Origin of the sequence: Ligaoa zhengdingensis (assembly GCF_014384885.1) — a bacterium.
Taxonomy (GTDB): Bacteria; Bacillota; Clostridia; order Oscillospirales; family Ruminococcaceae; genus Ligaoa; species Ligaoa zhengdingensis.
In genome coordinates this window covers 41,560-67,550 of sequence record NZ_JACRST010000014.1, presented here as the reverse complement: position 1 = coordinate 67,550, position 25,991 = coordinate 41,560, and the positions used below count along the sequence as shown (strand labels likewise).

The window sequence follows — 25,991 nt, the reverse complement described above, 5'->3', positions numbered from 1 at the left end:
AAAGTGGAAGAGGAGGGGAAAGAAAGCAAAGGGGGCGGAGAGATTTCCGATGGCGGGATGGAGGACGAAGGGCGGAAGCGCCTCTCCAAACGCGCTGAGGCGGGTCACCCCTTAGGGGTGACCCGCCTCAAAACAAATTTATTATTTTTCAATGGGGGTCAATCGACCTCTTCGGATTCGATGACGCCGCTGTGCAGCGAGCAATAGCCCGGCAGCGCGCTCTCCTTGTACCAGCCCACGCCTGTTTTGGGGCAGGATGGGGTCGCCAGGTCGCCCGACTCGGCGCAGTAGGTCTCCTGCACAACGCTTCCGCTCACCGGGAACGCTGTGTTGACCGGCTCCGCATCCACCTCGCTCATGATCCGCTTCCAGATCTGCGGCGGCGGATAGGGGTTATAATGCGGGATACCAGCGTTTTCCTTATCAAAACCAAACCACACGCCCGCGACATAGTTGGGAGTGCCGCCCATGAACCACTGGTCCTTATCCATGTTGGAGGTACCGGTCTTGCCCATGACGGGGACATATCCCAGCGCCGCCGGGGAGCCGGTGCCTCCGGTGACCACGCTTTGCAGCAGGCGGTTCATCACCTCGGCGGTGTCCTCCGAGATCACACGGCGCGGCGGATCATCCGATTCCAGGAGCACGTTGCCCTGGCTGTCCACCACACGGGTATAGGAGTGCGGCTCATAATAAAGCCCGCCGTTGCCAAAGATCTGGTAGGCCGCAGTCATATCCAGCACCGAAACGCCGCCGCTCTGCGCGCCCAGTGCCAAGGGTGCATAATCGATGTCGTGATCGGGGTCGAGCGTCTTGATATTGAGGTTGCGGTACAAAAAGTCGTAGGACACCTGCGGTGTGAGCAGGTCAAGGGTCTTTACCGCCACGGTATTCACCGAGTTTTGCAGCGCCCGGTTGATGGTGATGATTCCCTGGGGCCCGCGATACGCGTCGTAGTTGACCGGCCAGGGGGTGCCCACCACCTTTTTTTTCTCGACGATGTTGCCGTCCTCATCCTCTTCCTCCACTGTTTCCACCTCGGTGGCGCGAACCAACCGGCCGTCGACCAGATAGCCGAACGGCTCGTCCGCAGTCATATAGGACCAGTGCACCAGGTCGAGGTCGACAGCCGGACCGTAAACCGAAAGGGGTTTGATCGACGAACCGGTCTGACGCACGCCGTCGGTGGCGAGGTTGAAGGTGCGGTCGCCGGTCTTTTCCCCGCGTCCGCCCGCAATCCCCTTGATGTTCCCCTCGTAATCCATAATCACCATCGCGCACTGGGGCTGCCCGTCCACATAATCGCCGTAGCTCTGCCCACCGTTGATGATGTACTGCCCCTTGACATTTTGGAAAATGGAGGTCTCTGGGTCGTATTCGATTTCGTTGGTGATGAATTTTTCATCCAGGATACCCTGGATACGCTCGTCGACAGTGGTGTAAATCGAAAGGCCGCCGTTATAGACCATGTCCCACGCCTTTTGTTTTTCATAGCCGTACTGATCCATCAGATCGGCCATGACCTCTTCGATCACATAGTCGACAAAGTAACTATAAATCTCGGCACGGGTCTGCTGCGCCGCGCTGGGCTGGATCACCAGCTTCTCCTTTTTGGCGGCCGCATACTCGCTTTCGAGCTTTTTCTTCTGCTTTTCGTATTCGCTTTGTGAGATACTGCCGCCCTCCACCGGGCCGTATTCGGTCGATTCCTTGCCATCCAGGCGCGCTTTGAGCTGTGTCAGCTCGATATCCAGCATCTGATCGAGGATGTAGGAGCGGCGCACGCGGTTTTCCTCCTCGTGGTTGAACAACTCCAGCTTGCTGGGGTTCTGAGTGATGGCGATGATCGCTGCACACTCAGCCTTGTCCAGCTCCTGCACATTTTTGCCGAAGTAGCGGTTGGATGCGGCCTGGATGCCGTAGGTATTGCCGCCAAGGCCGATGGTGTTGAGGTACGCCTCCATGATATCGTCCTTGGAGTATTCCTTCTCCAGGGCCAACGCGCGGAAAATCTCGCGGATTTTGCGGTCGACGCGCACCTCCTTTTCACCGGAGATGTTTTTGATGAGCTGTTGCGTGATGGTGGAACCGCCGGTGGTCTCCCCGCCCGGCTTGAGCATGTTCAAAAATGCTTTAAAGGTCATCTTCCAGTCCACCCCCTGGTGGGTCTGGAAGCGCTTGTCCTCAGCCGCGATCACCGCGAGCTGCATGGTGTCCGGGATATCTTCAAAGTTGATCCAGATGCGGTTATCGTCGCCCTTGATCACCTGAAGCGGATGATCCTCACCCGTCTCGCTGTCCACAGCATATAATGTGGTGGTATATTTCAGGTTGAGGTCGCGCAGGTTATATTCTGTCTGATCGTCGAGGAAATTGACCACATAGACGGTCATCACGGAGGCCACGATCGAACCGGTGATCACCATGATGAAAAAGATGGTGGCCAGCGTTTTTCCAATGATCGATAACGTGCCCTTGATGCCCCTGGCCAGATCGACATCCTGGGCGTTGTTTCGCCTTTGGCGATTCCGCTCGGCATCCGGTCTGGACTGCCTCGCGCTGGAACTCCGGTTGGCCGGACGCTTCGGGCGTTGCGGCAGATTATTATTTGAAGTCATGGAAGTGTTGTCGCCCCCTTGTGTAGCTTGATGAAACGCCCGCGTCCAGCCATGTGGCACGTGCGGGCTTGTGTTTCCGATGGGACAAAAGCCGATAACTTTTACTATTATACCATATTCACGGCACAAAATGTTAATTTTTTTAAAAGGAATTGTATGCGATTCCTTTTTTAGATTTCTGTATAAATTTTCCGATTTCTGTTCACACTAGGCACAAGAGTATGGAATCGCGCAATTCTGTTGGAAAGGGGGCTCCGCTATGCGCGCCAGCTTCACTGCGACTATCCTATCGCTGGCGGCCGCCGCCCTGCTGGGGTTCGGCCTGGTCCAGCTGACTACCCCGCACAGCGCCGAACCCATTGGGCAAAGCGGCGCCGCAGTGCCCATGGAGGACGCCGAAAACTACGAATATCTCCTGAAAAATTACCAGGGCCGCCTGGCCGTGTACCAGCGCGGCTCGACCGCGCCCGACCTCGTATTCGACGTCTACGTCAAAACCCTGCCGGAACTGGACCAGAGCCAACTGCAAAACGGCGTCGCTGCCAAGGACTACGCCGAGCTGGTCTCCCTGATCGAAGATTACACCTCGTAAACCCCCTGAATGCTTGCGCACCGCGCCTGTTTCGGGTACAATAGCGCTATCAGGCAAAGGAGGTTATACGCTGTGAAATTTGCATTTGCGCACAACAATCTGAACGTTCTGGATTTAGAGAAGTCCCTGGCATTTTATCAGGAGGCATTGGGCCTTGTGGAGCTCCGCCGCAAACAGGCGAAGGACGGCAGCTTCACGCTGGTGTTTTTGGGGGATGGTCGGGAACACGCCCATCAGCTGGAGTTGACCTGGCTGCGCGACCGCAGGGAGCCCTACAACCTGGGGGACAACGAAATCCATTTGGCATTTTCAGTGGACGACCTGGAGGCTGCACACCAAAAGCACCGGGAGATGGGCTGTATCTGCTATGAGAATCCCGCTATGGGGATCTACTTCATCAGCGATCCGGACGGCTACTGGATCGAGATCATCCCCGAAAAGGCTTAAGCTGCGAGGGCGCTTCGGCGCCTTCTTTTTTTGCGCTTTTTTTCATATAGTGATACCAGTACCGTATGGAGGAGGGCTACCCTTGGAACTTGTATCGCGCATCAACGACCAGCTCAGCGCCCTGGTGTGGGGCCCCGCCATGCTGCTTCTGCTCATCGGCTCCGGGCTGTACTTCACCCTGGGCAGCGGCCTGTTCCAATTCACCCACTTCAGGCGGATGCTCAGGGTCACGATAGGCAGCCTGTTCGGGCGCAAAAAGCGGGGAAACGGCATTTCCCCGTTCCAGGCGATGTCCACCGCGCTGGCCGGCACCATGGGGGTGGGCAACATCACCGGCGTGGCCACCGCGCTGCTGCTGGGCGGTCCGGGCGCGATCTTCTGGATGTGGGTGAGCGCGCTGCTCGGCATGATGACCAAATACGCCGAGGTGCTGCTGGCGGTGAAATACCGCGGTACCGATTCCAAGGGCGCGCACTTCGGCGGCCCGATGCTCTATCTGAGCGAAGGGCTGCGCGCGCCACTGCTCGCGGGCATCTTCTCGCTGCTGTGCGTGGCGGCCTCGTTCGGCATGGGCAATATGACGCAGGCCAATGCGATCTCAGGGGCGCTCCAGGCCAGTTTTTCGATCCCCACCTGGGCGACGGGGCTCGCTGCGGCCCTGGTGGTGGGGCTCATCGTCGTGGGCGGGCTCAAGCGCATCGCCCGCATCACCGAGCTCACCATCCCCCTGATGTCCGCGCTCTATATCCTGTTCTCTCTCTGGGTGATCGCCCGCAATATCGCCGCCGTACCCGCGGCCTTTGCAGAAATTTTCGCGGGCGCGTTCTCCCCTGTCTCCGCACTGGGCGGATGCGGCGGCTACGGCCTCGCCCGCGCGATGCACTACGGCTTTGCGCGCGGCATCTTCTCCAACGAGGCGGGCCTGGGCAGCGCACCCATCGCTCACGCGGCTGCGGACACCGACAGCCCGGTGGAGCAGGGCATGTGGGGCATGTTTGAGGTCTTCGCAGACACCCTGATCTGCTGCACCCTCACCGCGCTGGTGCTGCTCACCACCGGGGTGCTGCACCGCCCGATCTCGGGAGGGGCGATGACCTCGGCCGCCTTCTCCAGCGCCCTGGGGAAACCGGGCGGGATCTTTGTCTCGGTGGCGCTGGTGTTTTTCGCCATCGCTTCGATGCTCGGCTGGTGCTACTACGGCGAAAGCTGCCTGGGCTACCTCACGGGCGGCAAGCGCTGGGCGGTTTGGATCTACCGTTACCTGTTCATCCTGCTGATTCCGGTGGGCGCAGTCACGCAGCTGGAAACGGTGTGGAGCATCTCCGACACCCTCAATGGCCTGATGGTGGTTCCAAACCTCATCGGCCTGCTGGGGCTCTCGGGTGTAGTATTCCGCGCAACACGGGATTACCGCAGGCGGGAAACCATGGGGAAGAAAACCACAAAGCTGTAGTCGCCTCAAGAGGTTACGGCCGGGGGTCATCTTCCGAAAAATTCCCTGTTTCGCCGGAATGCTGTCAAACCCTGTTCACAAAATTCTGGTAGACTGGTGGCATTCCAATCAAACGGGGCGTTGCTATGAGCCATCCTATCCTGCGCAGGGGCGGCCTGATTCTGTCGGGCGGCCTCGTACTCTACTCCACAATTTCGATGCTGTTGTTCAACTTTTGGAACGCGGGAAATTTCGCGTTGCTCCTGCTGGGCGCCGCCGGCCTGCTCTATCTCGCGTTTTACGACCGGATGCCCCATAGGGCCCACATCATTCTTAACCTGCTATGGGCAATGGGGCTGGCTGTGCTCACTGCGCTCACGGCCGTGATGCTGTGGTTCGCCTACGGAAACGTCCCCGATGTGAACAACCCGCCCGGTACGGTCGTGATCCTGGGTGCCAAGATCAACGGGGATTCTCCGAGCCTGATCCTACAGCAGCGGCTCAAATCCGCGTTCGATTATCTGGAGCGCCATCCGCAGGCCGTGGTGGTCTGCTCTGGCGGGCTGGGCGACGGCGAAACCTACGCGGAAAGCGAGGTGATGCGGCTCTATCTGGAGGCGCGCGGCATCTCCTCCGACCGCATCTATGAGGAAAACGCCTCCACCAATACGGCGGAAAACCTCGCCTACTCAGCCGAGGTGATCCGTAAAAACGGACTGGATCCCAACGTTGCGCTCTGCACCGACGGGTTCCACCAGCTGCGCGCCGCGCTGCAGGCGCGCCACGCGGGGCTCACCCCCACCGCAATCAGCTCCCGCACCCCGCCCGGCCTGATCCCGATGTACTATGCGCGCGAATGGCTCGGGGTGGCCAAAACGATCCTGATCGACCGCATCTGGTGATAGAAAAAGACGCCTCGGCGGCGGAATTGTTCCGCACCGGGCGTCTTTATTTTGTTTATTCCGTCTCCTGCTCCTTGCGCGCGGCCGGTTCTTCCGGCTGGATGGGACAATCCTCATCCCCCATCTCCGGGTCAAGCGGCGTGGTCCTGGGCGCGGGCGCGGTCTGGTTGAGCGCATCGAAGTCGATATAGGTGTACTTGCGTCGGTAGTAACCGGTCTCCTCATCCCTTGTCACCGTGCTGCGGTTGCGGCCGAGGAACTGCACAAGCTGATAGACGTCGATCCATATCTCCCCGTTGCCGTCCTTCTGAGACTCGTCGAAGATCAGTTGCAGGCCGAAGTGCAGATGCGGCACATTCATGCCGTTGACATTCTCTTTGTCGGAGTAGCCGGTCATGCCCAGGTAGCCGATCACATCGCCCGCCTGCACGATATCCCCTTCCTTGAGGCCGGGCTGGAACGGTTTATCCTTGCGCAGGTGCGCGTAGTAATAGTAGCGCTTACTGTTGAAGCTGCGGATGCCGATGCGCCAGCCACCGTAGCGGTTCCAGCCCATCACCTCCACTGTGCCCGATTCTACCGCCACAACCGGCGTACCCACCGTGCCCATCATGTCGTGGCCCAGATGCTTGCGCCGGTAACCGAACGACCGCGCATTGCCGAAGTCGTCGCAGTGGCTGAAGCCGAACCCCTCTGCAAGCGGCAGATACGCCTTTAGGCCGTACTTTTCCACCCAATGCAGCTCGCCGTTTTCATCCGGCAGTTCGATGGCGTAGTCCCCCACCATGCCGCCCAGCACGGCGTCGTACGCCTCGCAAAAGTAGCGATAGTCCTTGTACTGGGCAGCCATCTCGTCGACGTTTTCGCCAGCGCGCACACGCTCGAGCAGACGATCCACATCGGCGCTCTTAAAGGAGCGCCAGTTGCCCCAGTAGGTTGCCGCCAAATATCCAAGGATGTGCGCCATATCCAGGCTGAGCTCCTCCTCGTTGGCTTGCAGCGCCGCCTTGTAGGCTTTGTCCAGCGCCGAGGCGGGCACATCGAAGCTGACCCATTTGATGTAATCCTTCTTTTCGGTTTCCGCCTGTGCCAGCGCCGGCGCGACGCGCATTCCAAGCGACACCGCAGATACCACCGTGCATGCCGCCAGCAGCGCCACGACACTCAGATAGATTCTTTGAGCTCGCCGCAAATCTCCATCCCCCGCAACCATGTTCGTTTGCCGGTTCCGCCGCGCAAAGGCGGGCATAAAGCCGGTATTACAGTGTATGAGGGCACAGCCGCCGCATATGCCTGCAGCGAGCATGAGAAAAGCGCCCGCTGTGAAAGCGGACGCTTTTTATGCGCAATTAGTTTTTCTGATTGAAAATCTTCATAATATCGAAGAAATCGGCGTCATCGTCGTCCTCTTCGGCCTTGAGCGGCTCAGGAACAGGGGTGGGGGCGACCTCCTGCACCGCCGGACGCGCCTGTGTCGCAGTTGCAGCGCTGCTGCGGGGGGAAGTCGAGGCGGCTGGCTGCGCCGCCGGTGCTGTCTGGAATTCATAGGGGAGCTCGATCAGGTCGTCGTCGAAGCCGGTGGCGATCACCGTGACCTTGATCTCGTCGTTGAGGGTCTCGTCGTATGCGACACCCCAGATCAGGTTGACATCCGGATGGGTCGCCTCGTGGATCATGGAGGAAGCCACGTCGATCTCCTCGAGGTCGATATCGGGGGAAACGGTGAAGTTGACGATCACGCCGCGCGCGCCGTTGATCGAGGTCTCGAGCAGCGGGCTGGAAATGGCCGCCTGCGCCGCCATCTTGGCCTTGTCCTTGCCGGAGGCGCGGCCCACGCCCATGTGCGCAAAGCCCGCGTCCTTCATCACCGTGGTGACATCCGCGAAGTCCAGGTTGACCACGCCGGTGACATTGATCAAATCGGAGATGCTCTGCACGCCCTGGCGCACCACATCGTCCGCCATCAAAAACGCATTTGCGAGGGAAATCTTCTGATCCGAGACGGTCTTCAGCCGCTCGTTGGGGATGACCACCAGCGCGTCCACCTGATCCTTCAGCGCGGTGATGCCGCGCTCAGCCTGCTCGGCGCGGCGCTTGCCCTCGAAGTGGAACGGCTTGGTCACCACGCCCACGGTGAGGATGTCCATTTCTTTTGCAATTTCAGCAATCACCGGAGCAGCACCCGTGCCGGTGCCGCCGCCCATACCCGCTGTGATGAACACCATGCTGGTGCCCTTGAGCGCGGCGGCGATCTCGTCGCGGCTTTCCTCCGCCGCACGCTGACCCTTGTCGGGATCTCCGCCCGCACCGCGGCCCTTGGTGAGTTTTTCGCCGATCTGGATCTTCTGTGCCGCCTGGGAATACATCAGCGCCTGGTGGTCGGTGTTCACTGTGACGAAGTCGACCCCCTGCATTCCCGCCTGGATCATGCGGTTGACCGCGTTGCCGCCGCCGCCGCCCACACCGAGGACTTTGATCGACACGCAATTGTCGTATTCCATATCAATGCTGAAATTGTTAAACATCCAAGGTTTCCCCCTATTAATCTTGATGGAGTATGTAAAATCCTGTTGTTATCATCATTTTATATATATATTTCACTTTAACATGTTTTCGCTCTCAATTCAATAGGATAGCACAACAAATCCGCAAATTCGGTAATATCATGGCGAACAAATACAATCTGTTGTGGGTTTCTCAATAGATTTCAGGCAAACCCTGGGAATCGAGTCCATCCACAGGTTCCTCCTGCGAGCTCTCCGGCTCCGCCTGCGGCGGAGGCTCGTCCTCCGATGGTGCGGAGGGTTCCTGCTGTGAGGAGGGGATGTCCTCTCCGTCGGGCAACCCTGCTTCCTCCCCGTTTTCGGGCGCGGCGCTGGCCGCCTGCTCATAGAGGTATTCGGCGTATTCATCCGGGGTCATCTCCATCTCCTCGCGGCTCATGCGGCGAACCCCGGCGCGCCCCGGCTTGGAGGCGTCGATCCTTCCCTCAAAGCCCTCGTCCTGTTCCGCCAGCACCGCCTGCACCATCTGCATCTTATAGGCGAGCTCGGCCTCAGACCCAAACTCCACCACGATGCCGTCGCCCAGGTTGGCGATCAGGTTGAATTGGTCGCTCAGGTCGATAACCGTCGTCTCGTCGAACCCTGTCTCCCGCGCGGCGGCAAAGTAGGCGTCGAGCATCGCCACGCGGCTCTTGATGTTGCCGATCACCTGGTCGTTGGCCTGTTTGGTGGCGGTTTTGGCAGCGCGCGTCTCCGCGGTATCCTCGGGCTTGATCGCCGCCGCTTTCTCCGCGCTCTTCTGCATCCGCTCGAGCATCCCCCACAGGGTGTCCCCCGTCTCGATGGAAAGCGCGTTGAACCCTTTGATCTGTACCACCTGGGGAGGCGGCTCGGTCACAGCGGACTCCAGCACCCGCCCCGCGTCGGAGATGAGCAGGAAGGTCTCCCCCTGGCGGATTGCGCCCACCGGCTCAGCTTCGGTGACCTGGATGGTCACCTGGTCGGGCAGCTTGTAGCGTAGATGGACCGATTCAAAGTAGCTGTAACTCTGCACCAGCTTTTCCTCCACGGCCGGCCGGTTGATCCGAAACAGGTTGACCCCCTCCACAATGCCGCTGGACGCGATCACCTGATCCTCGTCGTAGCGGGTAAGCCCCTCTGTTTCAATGGTCAGCACCTTGAAGAAAACCGTAAAAATCAGCACCAGCCCGACGGCGAGCATCACCACCAGCACCGTCAGATAGAGCGCAAGGTAGCTGCGGCGGCGTTTGCGCTTGTGGCGCTTCTGCGTGCGGGCGCGGCTCTGCTGCTGCGCCTCGTACACATTCTCCCGCCGGCCGGGCCGCGCTGTTCTGTTTTTCTTTCGCGTGTCCTGCATAGTCCATCTCCATGTTTTTCGTCCTTGTCTGTCAGTCCAGACGTTTGATGTGCGCGCCCAGCGCGGTGAGCTGTTGTTCCAGGCGGTCGTAGCCGCGGTCGATGTAATGGATGCGCCCCACCTCGGTGGTGCCTTCGGCGGCCAACGCGGCCAAAACCAGCGCGGCTCCGCCCCGCAGGTCGGTGGCGGCCACTTCGGCGCTGTGCAGCCGCTGAATTCCCTCCACAATCGCCACGCGGCCCTCCACCTTGATGTGCGCGCCCATGCGCTGGAGTTCGGCGGCGTGTTTGTAGCGGTTTTCAAAGATGTTTTCGACAAAAACCGACGTGCCGCGCGCCATGGTCATCATTGCCATCAGGGGCGCCTGTGCATCGGTGGGGAAGCCGGGATAAGGCATGGTGCGGATCAGCCCGATGGGCAGCGGCCGACGGCTGGTCTCCAGGATGACTTCATTGGGCAGGCGCCGCACCTCGCAGCCCGCCTCTTCAAACAGCGGTAAGATCGAACTCAAATGCCGACAGTCCACGCCGGTCAGCCGGACCGATCCGGAGGTCATGGCCGCCGCTGTGAGGTAGGTGGTCGCCACGATGCGGTCGGGGATGATGGTGTGCTCGCATGCGCTGAGCTTTTCCACCCCCTCGACGCGGATAGTACCTTCGCCCGCGCCGAAAATCCGCGCCCCGCACCGGTTGAGGTAATCGGCCAGGTCGGCGATTTCCGGCTCGCGCGCCGCGTTGGTGATGACCGTAGTGCCCTTGGCAAGCACCGCAGCCAGAATGACGTTTTCCGTCGCGCCCACACTCGGGAAAGAGAGCACCACGTTCGCCCCTTTGAAGCCGCCGTCCACCCGGCAGTCGAGGTAGCCGTGATCCTCGGTGATCTGCATCCCCATCTGCTGCAGCGCCAGCAGGTGCAGGTCGATTGGCCGCTGGCCGATTTCACATCCGCCCGGATAGCTCAGGCGGCAACGCCCGCAGCGGGACGCGATCGCTCCCAAAAAGATAATCGAGGACCGCATCTCCCGCATCAGCCGGTCCGGCACCTCCCAGCGCGACACTGTGGAGCTGTCCACGATGACCGAACCGCCCTCCCGGCGGCATTGGCAGCCCAGATACTCCAGTATTTTCACCGCATATTCGGTATCCAAAAGATCCGGGCAGTTGTGCAGCACCGATTCGCCCGAGCAGACCACCGTGGCCGCCAGAACCGGCAGGCTGCTGTTTTTGGCGCCCTGGACACGGACCTCCCCGGAGATTCGGCTGCCGCCTTGAATCAAATATTTCTGCATATTGTCTCCCTCGCATTCGATGTAAGCTGCACTTCGCTATAAACCATCTTATGCAAGGCCAAAAAATGTGTGATTTGCAAATCCAGTATATCACAGGGAATGGTACAAATCATTGACAATATCTTCCTATGTAGCTGATTTCCGCGGCAAAACCCAAAAGCTGTGCTGCGGAAATAGTTTCGGCGCCGCTAGCTGCGCCCGATCAGCTCCACGATCTCGTCGTAGATGCGCTCATTCGCATCGAGGATGGCCATTTTCGAGGCGTTGCGCCCGAGCTGCCGCAGGCGGTTCGGGTCCGCGATCATCGACTGCACCGTCTCGATCAGCTTCTCCCCGGTGAGATCCTTCTCCTCGATCACGCACGCGGCGTCCGCCTTTTGCAGCACCATAGCGTTGTGATACTGGTGGTTCTCGGCCACATTGGGCGACGGAATCAGAATGGACGCGCGGCCCGCCGCCTGAAGCTCGCTGAGGGTGAGCGCACCCGAACGGGAGATCACCAGGTCGGCCGCGGCCAGACAGCGCGGCATGTCCGAGATATACTCGCGGATATCCAGGTTAGGGTAAGCGCGCGGATCATCGATCCCCTCCTGCGCCAGCAGGCGCGGCAGCAGATCGACGCCGAACCGGCCGGTGGCGTGGATATGGTAGATGCGGCCGGTGCGGCAGTGCCATGCCATCAGCTTGGCGATCGATTCGTTGACCGCGCGCGCGCCGTTGCTGCCGCCGAACGACAGGATGCAGATGCGGTCCCCCACACTGAGCGAGCGGCGCGCCTCTTCGCGGTCGGCAAAGATGATATCCTGCCGCACCGGGTTGCCGGTCACCACCGTCTGGCAGTGGGGGTGCAGGTAATCCGCCGCCTCCGGCACCGCCAGCAACAGCTTATCGACATAACGGCTGAGCAGCTTTGTGGTCACACCGGGAAACGCGTTGGATTCGTGGGTCAGGGTTTTGTACCCGAGCTTCGCCGCCTCGCGCAGCACCGGGCCGCTGACATATCCCCCGGTCCCCATCACCACGTCGGGGTGAAAATCGTCCAAAATTTGTTTGGCGCGGCGGGAGGCCGTGGTGAGATAGGCCACCGCCCGGCAGTTATTCTTGATGTTGCGCCAGCAGATCTGCCGCTGGAAGCCCTTGACATGGATGGGGACGAACTCGAACCCCTCCTCGCGCACCAGGCGCGCCTCCATGCCGTCCGGGTTGCCCGCGAACCGGATCGCCGAACCCGGGTTTTTGCGGCGGATCAGCTGCGCCACCGCAATGGCGGGATTGATGTGCCCGGCGGTGCCGCCACAGGCAAACAGGATTTTCATTGCGGACCTTCCTTTCCAAAGTGTTCGCTATTCCTTCTCCAGCGCAGCGCGCCGCGAAACCGAGAGCACCACGCCCATCTGCGCGAGCAGCATGGTCAGCGAAGTGCCGCCGTAGGAGAAAAACGGCAGACTGATTCCGGTGTTGGGAATGGTGTTGGTCACCACGCAGATATTGAGCAGCGCCTGTAATCCCACCTGAACGGTGAGGCCCACAGCCACCATAGCGCCGAATTTGTCGCGCGCCTTCATGGCGATAACAAAGCCGCGCCACACCAGCAGAGCGAACAGAATGATGATAATCGCGGCGCCCACGAAGCCGAGCTCCTCACACACGATGGCGAAGATGAAGTCGTTCTGCGGCTCGGGGATATAGAGGTATTTCTGCCTCGAGTTGCCCAGCCCCAGGCCCATCAGGCCGCCCGATGCGATGGCGTAGAGCGACTGGATGGTCTGATAGCCCTTGCCGCGCGGGTCGAGGAACGGGTTGAGCCAGTGCTCGATGCGCGACGCGGCGTATTCGATTACGCCGGGGATCATGATGACCACGCCGATGGCCACCACACCGCAGATGATGGCGATGGCAAACCATTTGAGATCGGTGCCGCCGATGAACATCATGATCGCGCCGATGGACAGAATCAGGATGGTGCCCGATAGATGGGGCTCCAAAATCATCAAACCGGCCACCATGCCGAGGATAGTGATGAACGGCAGGATACCATACCGGAAGGTCTTCATCCGATCCTGGTTGGCAGCGATCAGCCGTGCAAACAGAATGACCACCGCGAACTTTGCAATCTCCGAGGGCTGCACGCTGCCCCCGCCGGGCAGCCAGATCCAGCGCTTGGCGCCGTTACTCGCCGGCATGAACAGCACGATCACCAGCAGCAGCAGCGTGACAACAAAGATAGGAAGGGCGAGTTTGTTGAACCAGCGGTAATCAAACAGTGCGGCGGCGATCATGCCTACGATACCCAGTGCCACCCAGACGATCTGTTTTTTGACATAGTAAAAGCTGTCGTTGTTGTGATAATAGGCGTTGGCATAGCTCGCCGAAAAGAGCATAATCAAGCCGAAGGTGACCAACAGCAGCACCAGCACCAGAAAGGTCACATCGATGCTGCCGCGCGCCACTTTGGGCTTTTCCATCGCATGTTCGCGCCCGCCGCGCGGCCGCGCAGCGCCGCCTGCTCTCGCCTGGTCCATACTCATGCTCCATTCCGCCGCTTCACGTCGGCACAAAATATTGGTGGAAGGCAGGCTCTTATCACGCGAAGCAAAGGGATGATAAGAACATTTCTGTGCATTGGGGAACGAGTGCACACAGCGCACATCGCCCTGCACATCCGCCAAAGGCATCGTTTGAAGAAAATGCTTTCAAACGATATGCCCGCCTTCCTCATTCAACTGTAGAGTTACGACAGCAGCATCCGCACCGCCCAAACAGCCAGCACACAGCCCACCGCCGCGGTCAGCGAAAAGACGCTGACGATCTTGACCTCGCTCCACCCCGACATCTCAAAGTGGTGGTGGATGGGGCTCATCTTGAAGATGCGCTTGCCGGTCAGCTTGAAGCTGGTCACCTGCAGCACCACCGAGCCCGCCTCACAGATGTATACCAGACCGATGGGGATCAAAAACGCGGGCAGGCCTACGCCGAATCCAAGCGCCACCACGAGGCCGCCCAGGAACATCGAGCCGGTGTCCCCCATAAACACCTTGGCCGGATGAAAATTCCAGATTAAGTAGCCGATCATCGCGCCAGCCACCGCGGTGGCCAGGATGTTGAGCTCAAAGTAATGCAGCATTCCCGTGAGGATCATAAAGCAGGCCGCCACCACAAAGGTGACCGAGCCGCACAGTCCGTCGATGCCGTCGGTCAAATTGACCGCGTTGACCATGAAGATGATGAACAACAGCATCACCGGATAATAGAGAATCCCCAGGTCGAGCTGGCCGATAAACGGGATGACCAATGCGGTGGAGGTGTCCCCCCGCATATACAGTGTTGCCAGGTAGGCCGCCGAAATAACCACCTGCATGATAATTTTCTGCATGGCGGTCAGCCCCAGGTTGCGCTTGCGCACCACCTTGATGTAGTCGTCGATGAAGCCCATGAATCCGAACGCCAGCGCCATAATCAGCCCGGCCATCAGCCGGGTGTTGTTGAGCTCAACGGCGGACGACTCGATATTCTGAAACATGTAGGTGATGTACCCGGCCGTGGTGGCGATCAGAATGCCGATGATGAACAGGACGCCGCCCATGGTCGGAGTCCCCTGTTTATTTTTGTGCCAGGTGGGCCCGATCTCGTTGATCGGCTGCCCATATTTTACCTTATGTAAAAACGGAATGAACCAGATGCCCAGCACCGATGTCACCACGAAGGAGATCACCGCCGTCAAAATTACTACAAATGCGTTCATGTCACTTTCCACGCTCCTCGTAAACCGTCTCAATCACGTCCTCCAGCTTCATGCCCCGGCTCGCCTTGAACCAGAGCAGGTCGCCGGGCTTTGCCGCCGCGGCCAGGTCGGCCGCCAAATCCGGCTTGTTTGTAAACTGCCGCACGTCCGGCACGCCGCCCGCGGCCGCGCCCGCGGCGATCTCCCGCCCGAGCTCGCCGAAGGTGTACACCGCGTCGATGCCGAGCTCCCCCGCGAGTGCGCCCACCGCGCGGTGGGCCTCTGCGGCGATATCACCCAGTTCGAGCATGTCGGCCGCGATCAGGATGCGGCGCCCCGCGCATGGGCGCTGCGCCAGGGTGTGCAGCGCCGCCCGGAAGGAATCGGGGCTTGCGTTGTAACAGTCCTCGACCACAGTGAAGCCGCCGCAGGTCACCATCCTTTGCCGCATACCGGTGGCCTCGAACTCCCCGAGGGCCCGCGCCGCCTGTTCGGGCGCGATTCCCAACGCCACGCCCGCCGCAAATCCGGCCAGGGCGTTGAGCACGTTGTGCCGGCCCAGCGCCGGGATGCGCGCCGGATAGCATTCCCCGGCATAGTGGATGACAAACAGCGTTTCCTGCAAACCGTCCTGGATATCCGAGGCGCGCACCGCACACCGCGGGTTGTCGATACCGAACAACAGGATGTCGCAGTCGGGATTCCGATAGGTGCACAGCAGGTCGTCGTCCCCGTTGAGGATGAGCGGCGCGCCCGGCCGTAACCCGCGCACAATCTCCGTCTTGGCGCGGAAGATGCCCTCGCGGCTGCCCAACCGCTCCATGTGGGAGACGCCGATGTTGGTGATGATCGCCACATCGGGCGAGGCACAGAGCGAAATCTCTTCAATCTCCCCAAAGCCGGACATTCCCATCTCGACCACAGCGGCCTGGTGGGTTCTATCGATCGCCAGAACGGTCTGCGGCACCCCGACTTGGTTGTTGAGGTTTCCCTGGGTTTTGGCCGTGCGATAGGCCGAAGACAGCACCGCCGCCGCCATGTCGCGGGTGGAGGTCTTGCCCACACTGCCGGTCACCGCCACAATTTTGGTGCGCAGGCGGCTGCGATAAAGCGCTGCAATCCGCCGCAGGGCGCGTTCGGTGTTGCCCACCAGAAGCGTCCGCTCCATCGGGTAGTCCCCCGGCGTATCCGCCACCACGCACCGCGCGCCCTTTTCAAGAGCCTGCCCGATGAACTGATGCCCGTCGAACCGCTCGCCGCGCAGCGCGACAAACAGGCTGCCCGGGCAGGCCTGCCGGGAATCGGTGGTGACAAAGCTGATATCGCCAAACAGTTTTTGATCGGCACAGATGGCCTCGCAGATCGCTGACAGCGATAGGGTGATATCCATAGGTGTCTCCTTTCGCGGGCTAACCCCGCTGGTCTTTTGTCAGTCCGTATCGCCGGGCCGCCGCTTTTCCTCCAGCAGCCGCAGCACGATTTCTTTTTCGTCGAAGTAGATGGTGCCGAACCCCAGCACCTGGTAGTCCTCATGCCCCTTGCCGCACAGCAGCAGGATGTCGTTGGGCTGTGCAAAATCCAGCGCCCATTCGATCGCTTCATAGCGGTCGGGCAGGATCTGATAGGGGGTGGGGTGCTCCAGCAGACCTGGCTTTGCGTCGTCGATGATCTGAAGCGGGTCCTCATCCCGCGGATTGTCGGATGTCAAAATCACGAAGTCGGACAGGCGCGAGACAATCTCCGCCATCTTGGGTCGTTTGGTGCGGTCCCGATTGCCCGCGCAGCCGAACAGGGTGATCACCCGGCCGGATGCGAACTCCTTGACGGCGGAGATCACCTTCTCCAGTCCGTCCGGGCTGTGGGCATAGTCGCGTATCACGGTAAATTCGGTGCCGGTGGGCAGCACCTCGGTGCGCCCCACCACGCCGGTACAGGTGCACAGGCCGCTCACCACGTCCTCGAATGCGACGCCGGCTGCCAGACAGGCCACGCCGGCCGCCATCGCGTTGGACACCGAAAACCGCCCCGGCATACAAAAGCTCACGCGGCCAATCAGGCTGTCGCCCACCAGGGCGAAGCGGCTGCCGGTGGCGGAGGGAACGATGTTGCGCGCCGTGAAGTCGGCGCTGTCGCTTTCGGTGGAGAAGGTGAGCGTCTTGCAGCCCACTTCCCCGGCCAGGCGCCGGCCGTATTCATCATCGAGGTTGATGACCGCGGTGTCGCACATCGAGAACAGGCGCTTTTTCGCCTGGTAGTAGTTCTCCATGGTGATGTGGTAGTCGAGATGATCCTGCGTCAGGTTGGTGAACACCCCCACCGAAAAATGGCAGCCCCCCAGCCGGTGCTGGTCTAGCGCATGGGAGGACACCTCCATCACCACATATTCGCAGCCCGCCGCAACCATGCGCGAAAACAGGACGTGCAGCTCAGCCGGGTCCGGGGTGGTGTGGGTGGCCGGGATATCCATGCCGCCGATCTCGTTGTGGATGGTGCCGATCAGGCCGACCTTCTTGCCGGCCGCCTCCAGCACATGCTTGATGAGGTAGGTGATGGTGGTCTTCCCATTGGTTCCCGTGATGCCGATCAGCTTGAGGGATCGCGCCGGATTGCCGCAGTAGTTGCCGCACAGGACGGCGTAGGCTTCCCGCGTATCTGGCACCAGAATCTGGTGGGGCAAACCCAGGTCCCGCTCGGCGACCACCGCGGCGGCGCCCGCCTCGAGCGCCTTGCCCGCGACGGAATGCCCGTCGAATTTAGTCCCCTTGATGCAGACGAACAGCGCGCCCGCTGCCACCTGACGGTTGTCGCAGGTGACCTTTGTGATTTCACAGTCCTGCCACGGACTTTCTGTCTGAATGCCCTGTAAAAGCCTGGAAAGCTTCATTTACAAGCGGCCTCCTCCCCCGCCCGGTTGCTGCCCCGGCGGATCGTATTGGTTGTGCCGAACCGGCTAGTCGGCGGTGTCATTGCTGATAAACTGCACGGTGACGACGGTGCCGGGTTCCACCAGCGTGCCGGCCTCGATGCTCTGTTTTGCCGCCGTGTTGACCCCGTCGGTCGCGCCCGCCAGCTTGATGTTGAGCTTGGCGTCCACCAGGGCCACATTGGCCTGCTGCGCCGTCATGCCCACCACGTTGGGCACTTCCACCATTTCATCGAGGCTCTGCGTGTCGGTATAGAGCAGCACCTTGCTGCCCTTTGGCACCGAGGTCAGCGCCTTGGGTGTCTGCTTGATAACTGTTGTTCCCTCACCGATCACTTCATATTCAAGGCCCAGCGGACCGATGATGCCGTAGGCGTCCAAAGTGCCCTTGCCGACCACGTCGGGGACCTTGATATCGACCTTGGCGAGCTCCTCCTCGGTGTACTGCGGTTCCACCCCCAAATAGGGCAGCGTCTCGCTCAGGATTGCGCCGACCACCGGCGCGGCGATGACCGAACCGAAGGGGTTCGACATATAGGGCTCGTCGAGCATCAGCAGACAGATGACCTGCGGGTCGTTTGCGGGCGCAAAGCCCAGGAAGGACGAGATTCTCTTATCCACCTCGCCCGCTTCGTTCTTGCTGTCCAGCTTCTCGGAGGTACCGGTCTTGCCGCCCACGCGATAGCCGGGGATATAGGCGTTCTTACCGGAGCCGCCCACGCCGCCGACCACCTGCTCGGCCATCAGCGCCACCTGGCGGCTGGTCTCCTCGGAAATCACCTGGCGCTTGACCACCGGCTCGATGTTCTCCACAATGTTGCCGTCCGAATCGATGATCTGCTTGACCAGGTGCGGCTGCATCAGCTTGCCGCCGTTGATGACCGCCGAAACCGCGGTGATCAGCTGGATCGGCGTGACCTTAAAGGTCTGACCGAACGATTCCGACGCGAGCTCGACGCTGGGGTTGTTGGCCATCATCAGGTCGCGGGAGTGGTAAAGCCCCGCGTTGCCCGCCTCACCCGGCAGGTCGATGCCGGTTTTCTCCTGCAGACCGAACGCCTCGCGGTACTGGGTGAACTTATCCGCCCCCAGCATCTGGCCCACGGTGATGAAGCCCGGGTTGCAGGAGTGCATCATGATTTCGGTGAAGTTCTGTGTTCCATGGCCCGCCCCCTTCCAGCAGGAGATGCGCTTGTTGGCGATCTGGATGGACCCGCTGCAGGTGTAGGAGAAGTGGTCGGGATCGACCGCGCCCTCCTCCAGCGCGGAGGCTGCGGTGATCAGCTTGAACACCGAACCCGGCTCATAGGGGTCGGAAATCGCCTTGTTCCGCCACTGGTCGTATTGCAGCTCCAGCTTGAGGTCGGCGTACTCGTCGCTTTCCGGGTCGAGCTCCGCCAGCTTAGCGAGCGCCAGCGGATCGGTGATGGTGTAAGGGTCGTTGGGGTCGAAGTCATTCTTGGTGGCCATCGCGAGAACCTCCCCGGTGTTGGGGTCCATCACAATGCAGGTGGCGCGCGCCTGGACGTTGTGCTCCTTGACCGCCGTCTCGAGGTGCTTCTCCACAAAGTGCTGGATTGTCTCGTCGATGGTGAGGACGATGCTGTTGCCATCCTCCGCCGGGTACATCTTGTTGTACTGGAAGGGCATGTCGGTGCCCCAGGCGTTTTTGGCCGATACGACCCGCCCGGGCGTCCCGCTGAGCACGCTGTCGTACTTGGCCTCCAGGCCGTAGGCGCCGTGGTTCTCGCTGCCGGTGAATCCCAACACGGTGGAAGCCAGGCTGCCATACGGATAGTACCGCTTGTTGTCCTCCTCCAGGTTGATGCAGGTGATGTCGTTCTCGGAGGCGAACTCCAGCACCTGATCGGCCACCGAGCGCTCCACACGCCGCTTGATGATCTCATAGTAGGTTTTGCGGTGGGACTTTTCGATGATCGTCTCCCGGTCCACCCCGAGGATTTCGGAGAGACCATCCGCGATGAGATAGCGCAGCTCCTCAGCCGAACGCACGATGTTCCCGTCCGAATCCCTTTTGTCGCTGATGTCCGAGGGGGAGAGCACCACCGTCCACACGGTTGCGCTCTTCGCCAGAGTTTTCATGTTGCGGTCATAGATGAAACCGCGCTTGGGCGAGATATCCGCCTCGCGGAGCTGCTGCTCCGCCGCCTTGCGCTGATACTGCGCTGCGTCCACCACCTGGAGGGTGAACAGGCGCACCAACAGCCCCAATGTGCCAAATACGCACAGCAGCGCCATGCAGACCATCATGCGCCGTTTCATTTTAGAACTCGGTCCTGTGACCGCCATGCGGAAATTCCTCCTTTGCCCGCCGCGCACCCGGCCTGTCTAACCGGGGCGGCTTTGCCCGAATTTTGGACATGCTTTGTCCGAAAATGAAGAAAGAGTCAAGAATATCAAAATCCTTAACTCTTTTCGGAGCTTACTCCATACTTATTTTCTCAGTGGTTAAGGTATTCCTTTATTTTGGCGACCGTCCGCTCCAGCAGGTTCCCATCCGCCAGGTCCTTTTGTGCCACCTCAACCACGTCGTTCGGCGCCAGATTGATGTATTCGATCTGGTTCCGATCCATCTTGACCAGGCCCAACCTGTCCTCCGCCGCTTCCTCAATACTCTTGGTGGACATTTTGTTGTCCAGCGAGGCTTTCAGCCGCACGTTCTCGCTTTCCAGCTCAGCATACTGCTGATTTGCCACACTGATCTGGGCGCCAATCTCGGTGAGCATGACATTGTTATAGATGAACAGCGCCGTGATGGAAACCACGATCACCGCTGTGAAGATCACCGCCAGCGGGGACAGGCCGAACAAAAGGCTGGGTGCAGGCCGATTGTTTTTGACCACCCGAAGGGTGCGTCGCTCGCTGTGTTCTTCAAACCGCGAAAGGTCATAGGCTACCGCTGAGTTGTGTTGTCTGTCGCCAGCCATTTGTTCGTCCTCCCCTTTAAAAATAGTTTAACAATCTATCTGAAACAGTTTAACAACAGGATCCCTTACAATTTTTCAATTACCCGCAGGCGCGCGCTGCGGCTGCGGCGGTTGCGTTCCAGCTCCGCTTCCGACGGCTCGATCGGTTTGCGTGGCGTCAGCTTGCCCTGCGGCTTGCGGCCGCAGACGCACACCGGAAAATCAGGCGGACAGACGCACCCTTTGGTGAGCGCCGCAAACTTTTGCTTAACCATGCGGTCCTCCAGGGAATGAAAGGTGATAACCGCAAACCGGCCGCCGGGGTTGAGCCGGTCGAACGCGGTGTCAAGCGCGGCGGACAGGCTGTCCAGCTCGCCGTTGACCGCAATGCGAATGGCCTGGAAGGTTCGTTTGCCGGGGTTACCCTCCCGCTTGAGAGCAGCGGGCACCGACCGCTTGACGATTTCCAGCAATTGAAGCGTCGTCTCCACCAGGCCTTGTTCCCGCGCTTTAACGATGTTCTGCGCGATCTTCCAGGCAAATTTTTCTTCGCCGAACTCCCGCAGGATACGGGCCAGGTCGTCGGCGGAATAGGTGTTGACCACATCGTAGGCGCTGACGCCCGTCTGGCTCATACGCATGTCCAGCTTGGCGTCTTGTAGATAGGAAAACCCCCGCTCCGCCGTGTCCAGCTGGTGGGAAGAAACCCCGAGGTCGAGCAGGATGCCGTCCACCCGGTCGATGCCGAGCGAATCGAGCACATCGGTCATGCAGGCGAAGTCGCTCTGCACCACCTGTGCGCCGGGGTACTGTGCCAGCCGCTCGCGGGCGATGCGGACCGCGTCTGGATCCTTATCCAGCGCGATCAGCCGTCCGGTGGTCAGCCGCGCGGCGATCTGCACGGAATGCCCCGCGCCCCCCACCGTGCCGTCCACATAGACGCCGGCCGGCCGGATATTGAGCGCCTGTATGCACTCCTCCAGCAGCACCGATTGATGATGGAATTCCATGTCGCACCTCCCGCAAGATCAGAAGCCCAGCTCGTCCATCGCCTGCGCCACCATCTCCGGGGTGATGGCTTGGCTCTTGCCCAGCCAGGTCTCCCGATCCCAGATCTCCGCGCGAACCGATACGCCGGTGATCATGACATCTTTGGTGAGCCCCGCATAATCGCGCAGATCCTGCGGGATGAGCAACCGCCCCTGCTTGTCCAGCTCGACATCCACCGCGCTGGCGAACAAAAACCGTTGCAGATTGCCCGCTTTGCTCATGGGCAGGGCCTTGATCTTTTCGTCCAGCCGCGCCCACTCCTCCAGTGAATAGACGAACAGGCAGCGCTCCCACCCCTGGGTGAGAATAACATGGTCGCCCATGTCCTCGCGCATTTTGGCGGGAAAGCTGACTCGGCCCTTCGCGTCCAAGCTGTGCGCGTATTTTCCGATCAGCACCTTCCCCACCGCCTTGCTCTGCAGGATTTATTTTAGGATTTTTACCCCACTTGATGACACTTCTTGCCACCGTAGTTCTATTATAACGAGTTCCTACTAGAAATGCAATGAAAATATTTTCTTTTTGGCGTGTTTTTTCTACAAATTCAGGATGCAATGTAATATTTTCCCATATCCTCTTGCTCCTTCGTTTTGTTTTCCCTTGTTTCACCTCCAGTTCTGCCAAAATGCAGCAAAAAAAGAAACCGCATCCTGTCATCATGCGGTTTCATCGTTGCGTTCATTCTATTTTGTCGGCGTTCCGTGTGGGCTATTTTTTCCCGCCGCGCAGCGCCTGCCGGGTATTTTTGACCTCCATCAGACCCCTTGCCAGACCCTCTTCGGTGTTTTTGAGCACCTTATCCGCAAACTCCTGAGACGCCTGGCGCATCTCGCGCGCCTTCATCTGCGCCTGAGATACCATCTCCTGCGCCTTTTGCTGCGCCTGGCGGGTGATCTCCGACTGGTCGACCAGCGCCTTAGCGCGCTCCTCAGCGCGGCGCACGATCCCCTCCGCCTCACGCTTGGCCTCCGCGATGATTTCGGTGCGGTCGGCCACGATCTTTTTCGCGTGCGCGATCTCGGGCGGCAGGTTGGAACGGATATCGTCGATCAGGTCGCGGACCTTGTCCGCATCGAGCACGCAGCGCCCACCGGTCATCGGCAGATTCCACGCGCGGTCGATCATTTCATCCAAGATATCTAAGATCTCTTCCACATTCATCTTCATTCCTCCTTCCGGCACAGCCGGCACTTCACGTCCTCCACGATCTCCTCCGGCACGAAGTCGGCGATGTCGCCGCCGAACGAGGCGATCTGCTTGACGATGCTGGAGCTCAGATACATGTTCTCAGCAGCCGTGGTCAAAAACAGCGTGTCAGCACTGGGATTGAGCTTTTTGTTGATCAGCGCCATCTGGAACTCATATTCAAAGTCGGTCACCGCACGCAGGCCCTTGACGATGGCCACCGCGTTCTTATCCCGCACATAGTCCATCAGCAGGCCGGAGAAAGTATCCACCTCCATGTTGGGGATGCCAGCGGTCGCGCGGCGGATCAGCTCCACCCGCTCCTCGGTGGTAAAACTGGGGTGTTTTTCCACATTGACCACCACCAGCACGATGATCCGGTCGAACAGCTTGGACGCGCGGTTGATGATGTCGAGATGCCCTTTGGTGATAGGGTCGAAGCTGCCCGGGCAGACGGCCAATCTCATGCTTCTTCCTCCTCTCGGCCGCGGTAAACATGCAGCATGATTTTGCCGTAGCGGTAGGTCCGGTACAGGCGGAACCCGCCCACCTCCTCCGGCAGCTCCTCGTCCCGCTGCGTCTCGCACACAATGACGCCGCTGCTCTCCATCCGTTTGGCCACCTCAGGCAGCGCCTGGGCCGCCAGCCCGTGATGGTAGGGCGGATCGAGGAAGGCGATGTCGTACCGTCCGGCCGCGCCGGAGAGGTAGGTTTGCGCCTCCATCGGATAGACCCTGGCGCGGTCCGCAAAGCCGGTGCTGTCCAGATTCTGGCGCACCGCAGTGATCGCGCGGCGGTCGCTGTCCACAAAGTCGGCCGACTGGGCCCCGCGGGAGAGCGCCTCAATGCCCAACTGGCCGGAGCCGGCGAACAGATCGAGCACCCGCGCGCCCATGATTTCAAACTGTATGATGGAAAAGATCGATTCTTTGACCATATCGGTGGTGGGCCGGGTATCCAGCCCCTCGGGCGTGACCAGCTTTCGGCCCCGCGCCGTACCTGTAATGACTCTCATCGCGGTTCCCCCGTTTCGGAAAGCCCGCGCCGTGGGACGGGCTATCAATTTCTATTTATTATCGGTTATATTTTATCCGGTGTCAACTGTAAATTCCCTTCCGGCGCTTCATCCTCGTGCAGATGACGGTAGAGCGCGGCGGCCGTCTTTTCGGTCATGGCGGGGGCCTGCGCCAGCTCCTCCATGCTCGCCGCCTTCATCGCCTTCACCGTCTTGAAGTGACGGAACAGCTCCCGGGCGCGCTTTTCGCCGATGCCCGGCACCTGGGTGAGCGCCAGCTCAAACGCGGTGGCCTTGTGCTTGCTGCGGGAGTAAGCGATGGAAAAGCGGTGCACCTCCTCCTGGATTTTGGAGACCAGCGTGAAGGCGGTGCGGTGGGAATGGATGGCGATCTCCCCGCCGTCCTCGGCGATGGCGCGGGTCTTGTGCTTGTCGTCCTTGACCATGCCGAACACCGGGATATCGCCCAGCCCCATCTCACGGAGCAGCGGCCGGATCACCCCGACGTGCCCTTTGCCGCCGTCCAACAGGATCAAATCGGGCTTGCGGCCGAACCCGCGGCCGGTCTCCTGTTCCTCGAAGTAGCGCTGGAACCGGCGGGAGAGCACTTCGCGCATACAGGCGTAATCGTCCGGCGTAAACTGGGTCTTGATCGAAAACTTCTTATAGGCGTCCTTTTTGGGGCGCGCATCTTCAAATACCACCATACCCGCCACCATCGTGTCCGAGCCGATGTTGGAGATATCGTACGCCTCGATGTAGGTGGGCGGCGCGGACAGCCCCAGCAGGCGCGCCAGTTCATCCAGCGCGGCCACCTCCCGCCCGGTACGCCCGGTCTCGTGCGACAGGCGCTGGGCGGCGTTGTTGCGCGCCATCTCCACCAGCTGATACCCCTCGCTGCGCTTGGGGATGTGCAGGGAGACCTTGTGCCCCGCCCGGCTGGTGAGATACCGCTCGGTCATCTCCATGTCGTCGAACTCGCCGTCCACGCTGACCACCTTGGGCAGGTCGGTCCGGGTGCTGTAATAGCTGGCAAGGAACTCCGCCCGGAACTGCTGCAGCGTCCCCGCATCGGTGAAAATGTAATCGTCCTTGTCCACCAGCCGTGCGTTGCGGAACTTGAGCACCGCCGCGCAGGTCAGCCGGTCCACCTGGGCGAAGCCCACAATGTCCTGGTTGTCCGCGCGGGTGTTGAACACTTTCTGCCGCTCGGTGATGCGCTCGATGGCGCGGATGCGGTCGCGCAGGCGGGCGGCCTTCTCGAACTCGAGGTTCCCCGCCGCCGTGTTCATCTCGGCGCGCAGCTGATCGAGCGCCTGCGTGCTGCCGCTTTTGACGAAATCCACCGCAGCGGCCAGCGTCTGGGCGTAGTCCTCCTCACTGATCCGCCCCCGGCAGACCCCCATACACTGCTTGATGTGGAAGTTGAGGCAGGGCCGCCCCTTGCCGAACTCCTGCGGAAAACGCCGGGTGCAGGTGGGCAACGAAAAGATTTTGTTAGCCTCGTCCACCGTCTGGCTGACCACAAACGAGGAGGTGTAGGGACCCAGGTAGGTTGCGCCGTCGTCTGTGCGCTGCTTTTCGGCGGTGATGCGGCTCCACGGACCGGGGGAGATTTTCACATAGGAATAGCCCTTGTCGTCCTTGAGCAGAATGTTGTATTTTGGCGTGTACTCCTTGATGAGGCTGCACTCCAACACCAACGCCTCGAATTCGCTCGCGGTGACGATATATTCAAAGTCGTAGACCGATTCCACCATCCGGTAGACCTTTTCGGTATGCTTCTCGACGCTGCGAAAGTAGCTGGAAACGCGGTTGCGCAGCGCCTTGGCCTTGCCGATATAGATGATCTTACCGGCCTTGTCCTTCATGATGTAACAGCCGGGGTCGAGCGGCAGCTTTTTCACCTTGTCGCGCAGCCACGGCAAACGGTCGTTGTTCAATCGTTCCACACCTCCCTTGGGACAAAAAACGCGCTGCCATAACTGACAGCGCGCATGTTGCAGCAG

Annotated in this window: 23 protein-coding genes; 5 read left to right on the top strand and 18 right to left on the bottom strand. The window is 60.3% G+C overall.

What is annotated here, in order from left to right; genetic code table 11:
- On the top strand, window positions 1-207 hold a 207-nt coding region (locus H8711_RS09495; protein ID WP_249283235.1), incomplete at its 5' end, for a hypothetical protein.
- Here the strand turns inward: H8711_RS09495 and H8711_RS09490 are convergent.
- A complete protein-coding gene (locus tag H8711_RS09490) occupies window positions 159-2,618 on the bottom strand; it encodes a transglycosylase domain-containing protein (protein WP_249283234.1) in 2,460 nt (819 codons plus the stop codon). The two genes, H8711_RS09495 and H8711_RS09490, sit on opposite strands and share 49 nt — an antisense overlap.
- Before the next feature lie 259 nt (window positions 2,619-2,877).
- Here H8711_RS09490 and H8711_RS09485 point away from each other — a divergent pair, with 259 nt between their 5' ends.
- From H8711_RS09485 to H8711_RS09470, 4 genes are all read left to right on the top strand, one after another.
- A complete protein-coding gene (locus H8711_RS09485; RefSeq protein ID WP_249283233.1) occupies window positions 2,878-3,210 on the top strand; it encodes a hypothetical protein in 333 nt (110 codons plus the stop codon).
- A 72-nt stretch (window positions 3,211-3,282) separates the two neighbouring features.
- On the top strand, window positions 3,283-3,657 hold the full coding sequence (locus H8711_RS09480) for a VOC family protein (RefSeq protein ID WP_249283232.1): 375 nt from the start codon (window positions 3,283-3,285) through the stop codon (window positions 3,655-3,657).
- Window positions 3,658-3,739: 82 nt separating this feature from the next.
- On the top strand, window positions 3,740-5,110 hold the full coding sequence (locus H8711_RS09475; protein WP_249283231.1) for an alanine/glycine:cation symporter family protein: 1,371 nt from the start codon (window positions 3,740-3,742) through the stop codon (window positions 5,108-5,110).
- A 125-nt stretch (window positions 5,111-5,235) separates the two neighbouring features.
- Entirely contained in the window at window positions 5,236-5,991 is a 756-nt protein-coding gene (locus tag H8711_RS09470) for a YdcF family protein (protein WP_249283230.1), read from the top strand.
- Between the two features lie 55 nt (window positions 5,992-6,046).
- Here H8711_RS09470 and H8711_RS09465 read toward each other — a convergent pair whose 3' ends face one another.
- From H8711_RS09465 to uvrC, 17 genes are all read right to left on the bottom strand, one after another.
- Window positions 6,047-7,183, bottom strand: coding sequence for a M23 family metallopeptidase (locus H8711_RS09465; protein ID WP_249283229.1), 1,137 nt, complete (start codon window positions 7,181-7,183; stop codon window positions 6,047-6,049).
- Window positions 7,184-7,340: 157 nt separating this feature from the next.
- Window positions 7,341-8,516 (bottom strand): cell division protein FtsZ, encoded by a 1,176-nt coding sequence (gene ftsZ, locus H8711_RS09460; RefSeq protein WP_249283228.1) that lies wholly within the window; start codon window positions 8,514-8,516, stop codon window positions 7,341-7,343.
- Window positions 8,517-8,688: 172 nt separating this feature from the next.
- Window positions 8,689-9,873 carry an FtsQ-type POTRA domain-containing protein gene (locus tag H8711_RS09455; protein WP_249283227.1) on the bottom strand — a complete coding sequence of 395 codons (1,185 nt, stop codon included), beginning with the start codon at window positions 9,871-9,873 and terminating at the stop codon, window positions 8,689-8,691.
- Window positions 9,874-9,904: 31 nt separating this feature from the next.
- Complete coding sequence (gene murA, locus H8711_RS09450; RefSeq protein WP_249283226.1) at window positions 9,905-11,161, bottom strand: UDP-N-acetylglucosamine 1-carboxyvinyltransferase; 1,257 nt, start codon at window positions 11,159-11,161, stop codon at window positions 9,905-9,907.
- A gap of 188 nt (window positions 11,162-11,349) precedes the next feature.
- Window positions 11,350-12,477, bottom strand: a complete 1,128-nt coding sequence (murG, locus tag H8711_RS09445; RefSeq protein ID WP_249283225.1) for an undecaprenyldiphospho-muramoylpentapeptide beta-N-acetylglucosaminyltransferase — start codon at window positions 12,475-12,477, stop codon at window positions 11,350-11,352.
- Window positions 12,478-12,504: 27 nt separating this feature from the next.
- Window positions 12,505-13,683, bottom strand: a complete 1,179-nt coding sequence (gene ftsW, locus H8711_RS09440) for a putative lipid II flippase FtsW (RefSeq protein WP_249283224.1) — start codon at window positions 13,681-13,683, stop codon at window positions 12,505-12,507.
- 209 nt (window positions 13,684-13,892) lie between these two features.
- Window positions 13,893-14,903, bottom strand: coding sequence for a phospho-N-acetylmuramoyl-pentapeptide-transferase (gene mraY / locus H8711_RS09435; RefSeq protein WP_249283223.1), 1,011 nt, complete (start codon window positions 14,901-14,903; stop codon window positions 13,893-13,895).
- 1 nt (window position 14,904) lies between these two features.
- Window positions 14,905-16,272, bottom strand: a complete 1,368-nt coding sequence (locus H8711_RS09430) for a UDP-N-acetylmuramoyl-tripeptide--D-alanyl-D-alanine ligase (RefSeq protein ID WP_249283222.1) — start codon at window positions 16,270-16,272, stop codon at window positions 14,905-14,907.
- A 39-nt stretch (window positions 16,273-16,311) separates the two neighbouring features.
- Window positions 16,312-17,766 (bottom strand): UDP-N-acetylmuramoyl-L-alanyl-D-glutamate--2,6-diaminopimelate ligase, encoded by a 1,455-nt coding sequence (locus tag H8711_RS09425; RefSeq protein WP_249283221.1) that lies wholly within the window; start codon window positions 17,764-17,766, stop codon window positions 16,312-16,314.
- Between the two features lie 66 nt (window positions 17,767-17,832).
- The gene (locus H8711_RS09420; RefSeq protein ID WP_249283220.1) at window positions 17,833-20,115 is read right to left on the bottom strand and encodes a penicillin-binding transpeptidase domain-containing protein; all 2,283 of its coding nucleotides are present in this window, start codon (window positions 20,113-20,115) and stop codon (window positions 17,833-17,835) included.
- A 152-nt stretch (window positions 20,116-20,267) separates the two neighbouring features.
- Window positions 20,268-20,753 (bottom strand): hypothetical protein, encoded by a 486-nt coding sequence (locus tag H8711_RS09415; RefSeq protein WP_249283219.1) that lies wholly within the window; start codon window positions 20,751-20,753, stop codon window positions 20,268-20,270.
- A 65-nt stretch (window positions 20,754-20,818) separates the two neighbouring features.
- The gene (rsmH, locus tag H8711_RS09410; protein WP_249283218.1) at window positions 20,819-21,742 is read right to left on the bottom strand and encodes a 16S rRNA (cytosine(1402)-N(4))-methyltransferase RsmH; all 924 of its coding nucleotides are present in this window, start codon (window positions 21,740-21,742) and stop codon (window positions 20,819-20,821) included.
- An 18-nt stretch (window positions 21,743-21,760) separates the two neighbouring features.
- Window positions 21,761-22,180, bottom strand: a complete 420-nt coding sequence (gene mraZ / locus H8711_RS09405) for a division/cell wall cluster transcriptional repressor MraZ (protein ID WP_249283217.1) — start codon at window positions 22,178-22,180, stop codon at window positions 21,761-21,763.
- Between the two features lie 310 nt (window positions 22,181-22,490).
- Window positions 22,491-22,943, bottom strand: a complete 453-nt coding sequence (locus H8711_RS09400) for an ATPase (RefSeq protein WP_249283216.1) — start codon at window positions 22,941-22,943, stop codon at window positions 22,491-22,493.
- 2 nt (window positions 22,944-22,945) lie between these two features.
- Complete coding sequence (coaD, locus tag H8711_RS09395; RefSeq protein ID WP_249283215.1) at window positions 22,946-23,434, bottom strand: pantetheine-phosphate adenylyltransferase; 489 nt, start codon at window positions 23,432-23,434, stop codon at window positions 22,946-22,948.
- Window positions 23,431-23,982 (bottom strand): 16S rRNA (guanine(966)-N(2))-methyltransferase RsmD, encoded by a 552-nt coding sequence (gene rsmD, locus H8711_RS09390; protein ID WP_249283214.1) that lies wholly within the window; start codon window positions 23,980-23,982, stop codon window positions 23,431-23,433. The genes coaD and rsmD overlap by 4 nt, the downstream gene beginning before the upstream one ends.
- 65 nt (window positions 23,983-24,047) lie before the next feature.
- Entirely contained in the window at window positions 24,048-25,934 is a 1,887-nt protein-coding gene (gene uvrC / locus H8711_RS09385; RefSeq protein WP_249283213.1) for an excinuclease ABC subunit UvrC, read from the bottom strand.
- Between the last annotated feature and the right edge of the window lie 57 nt (window positions 25,935-25,991).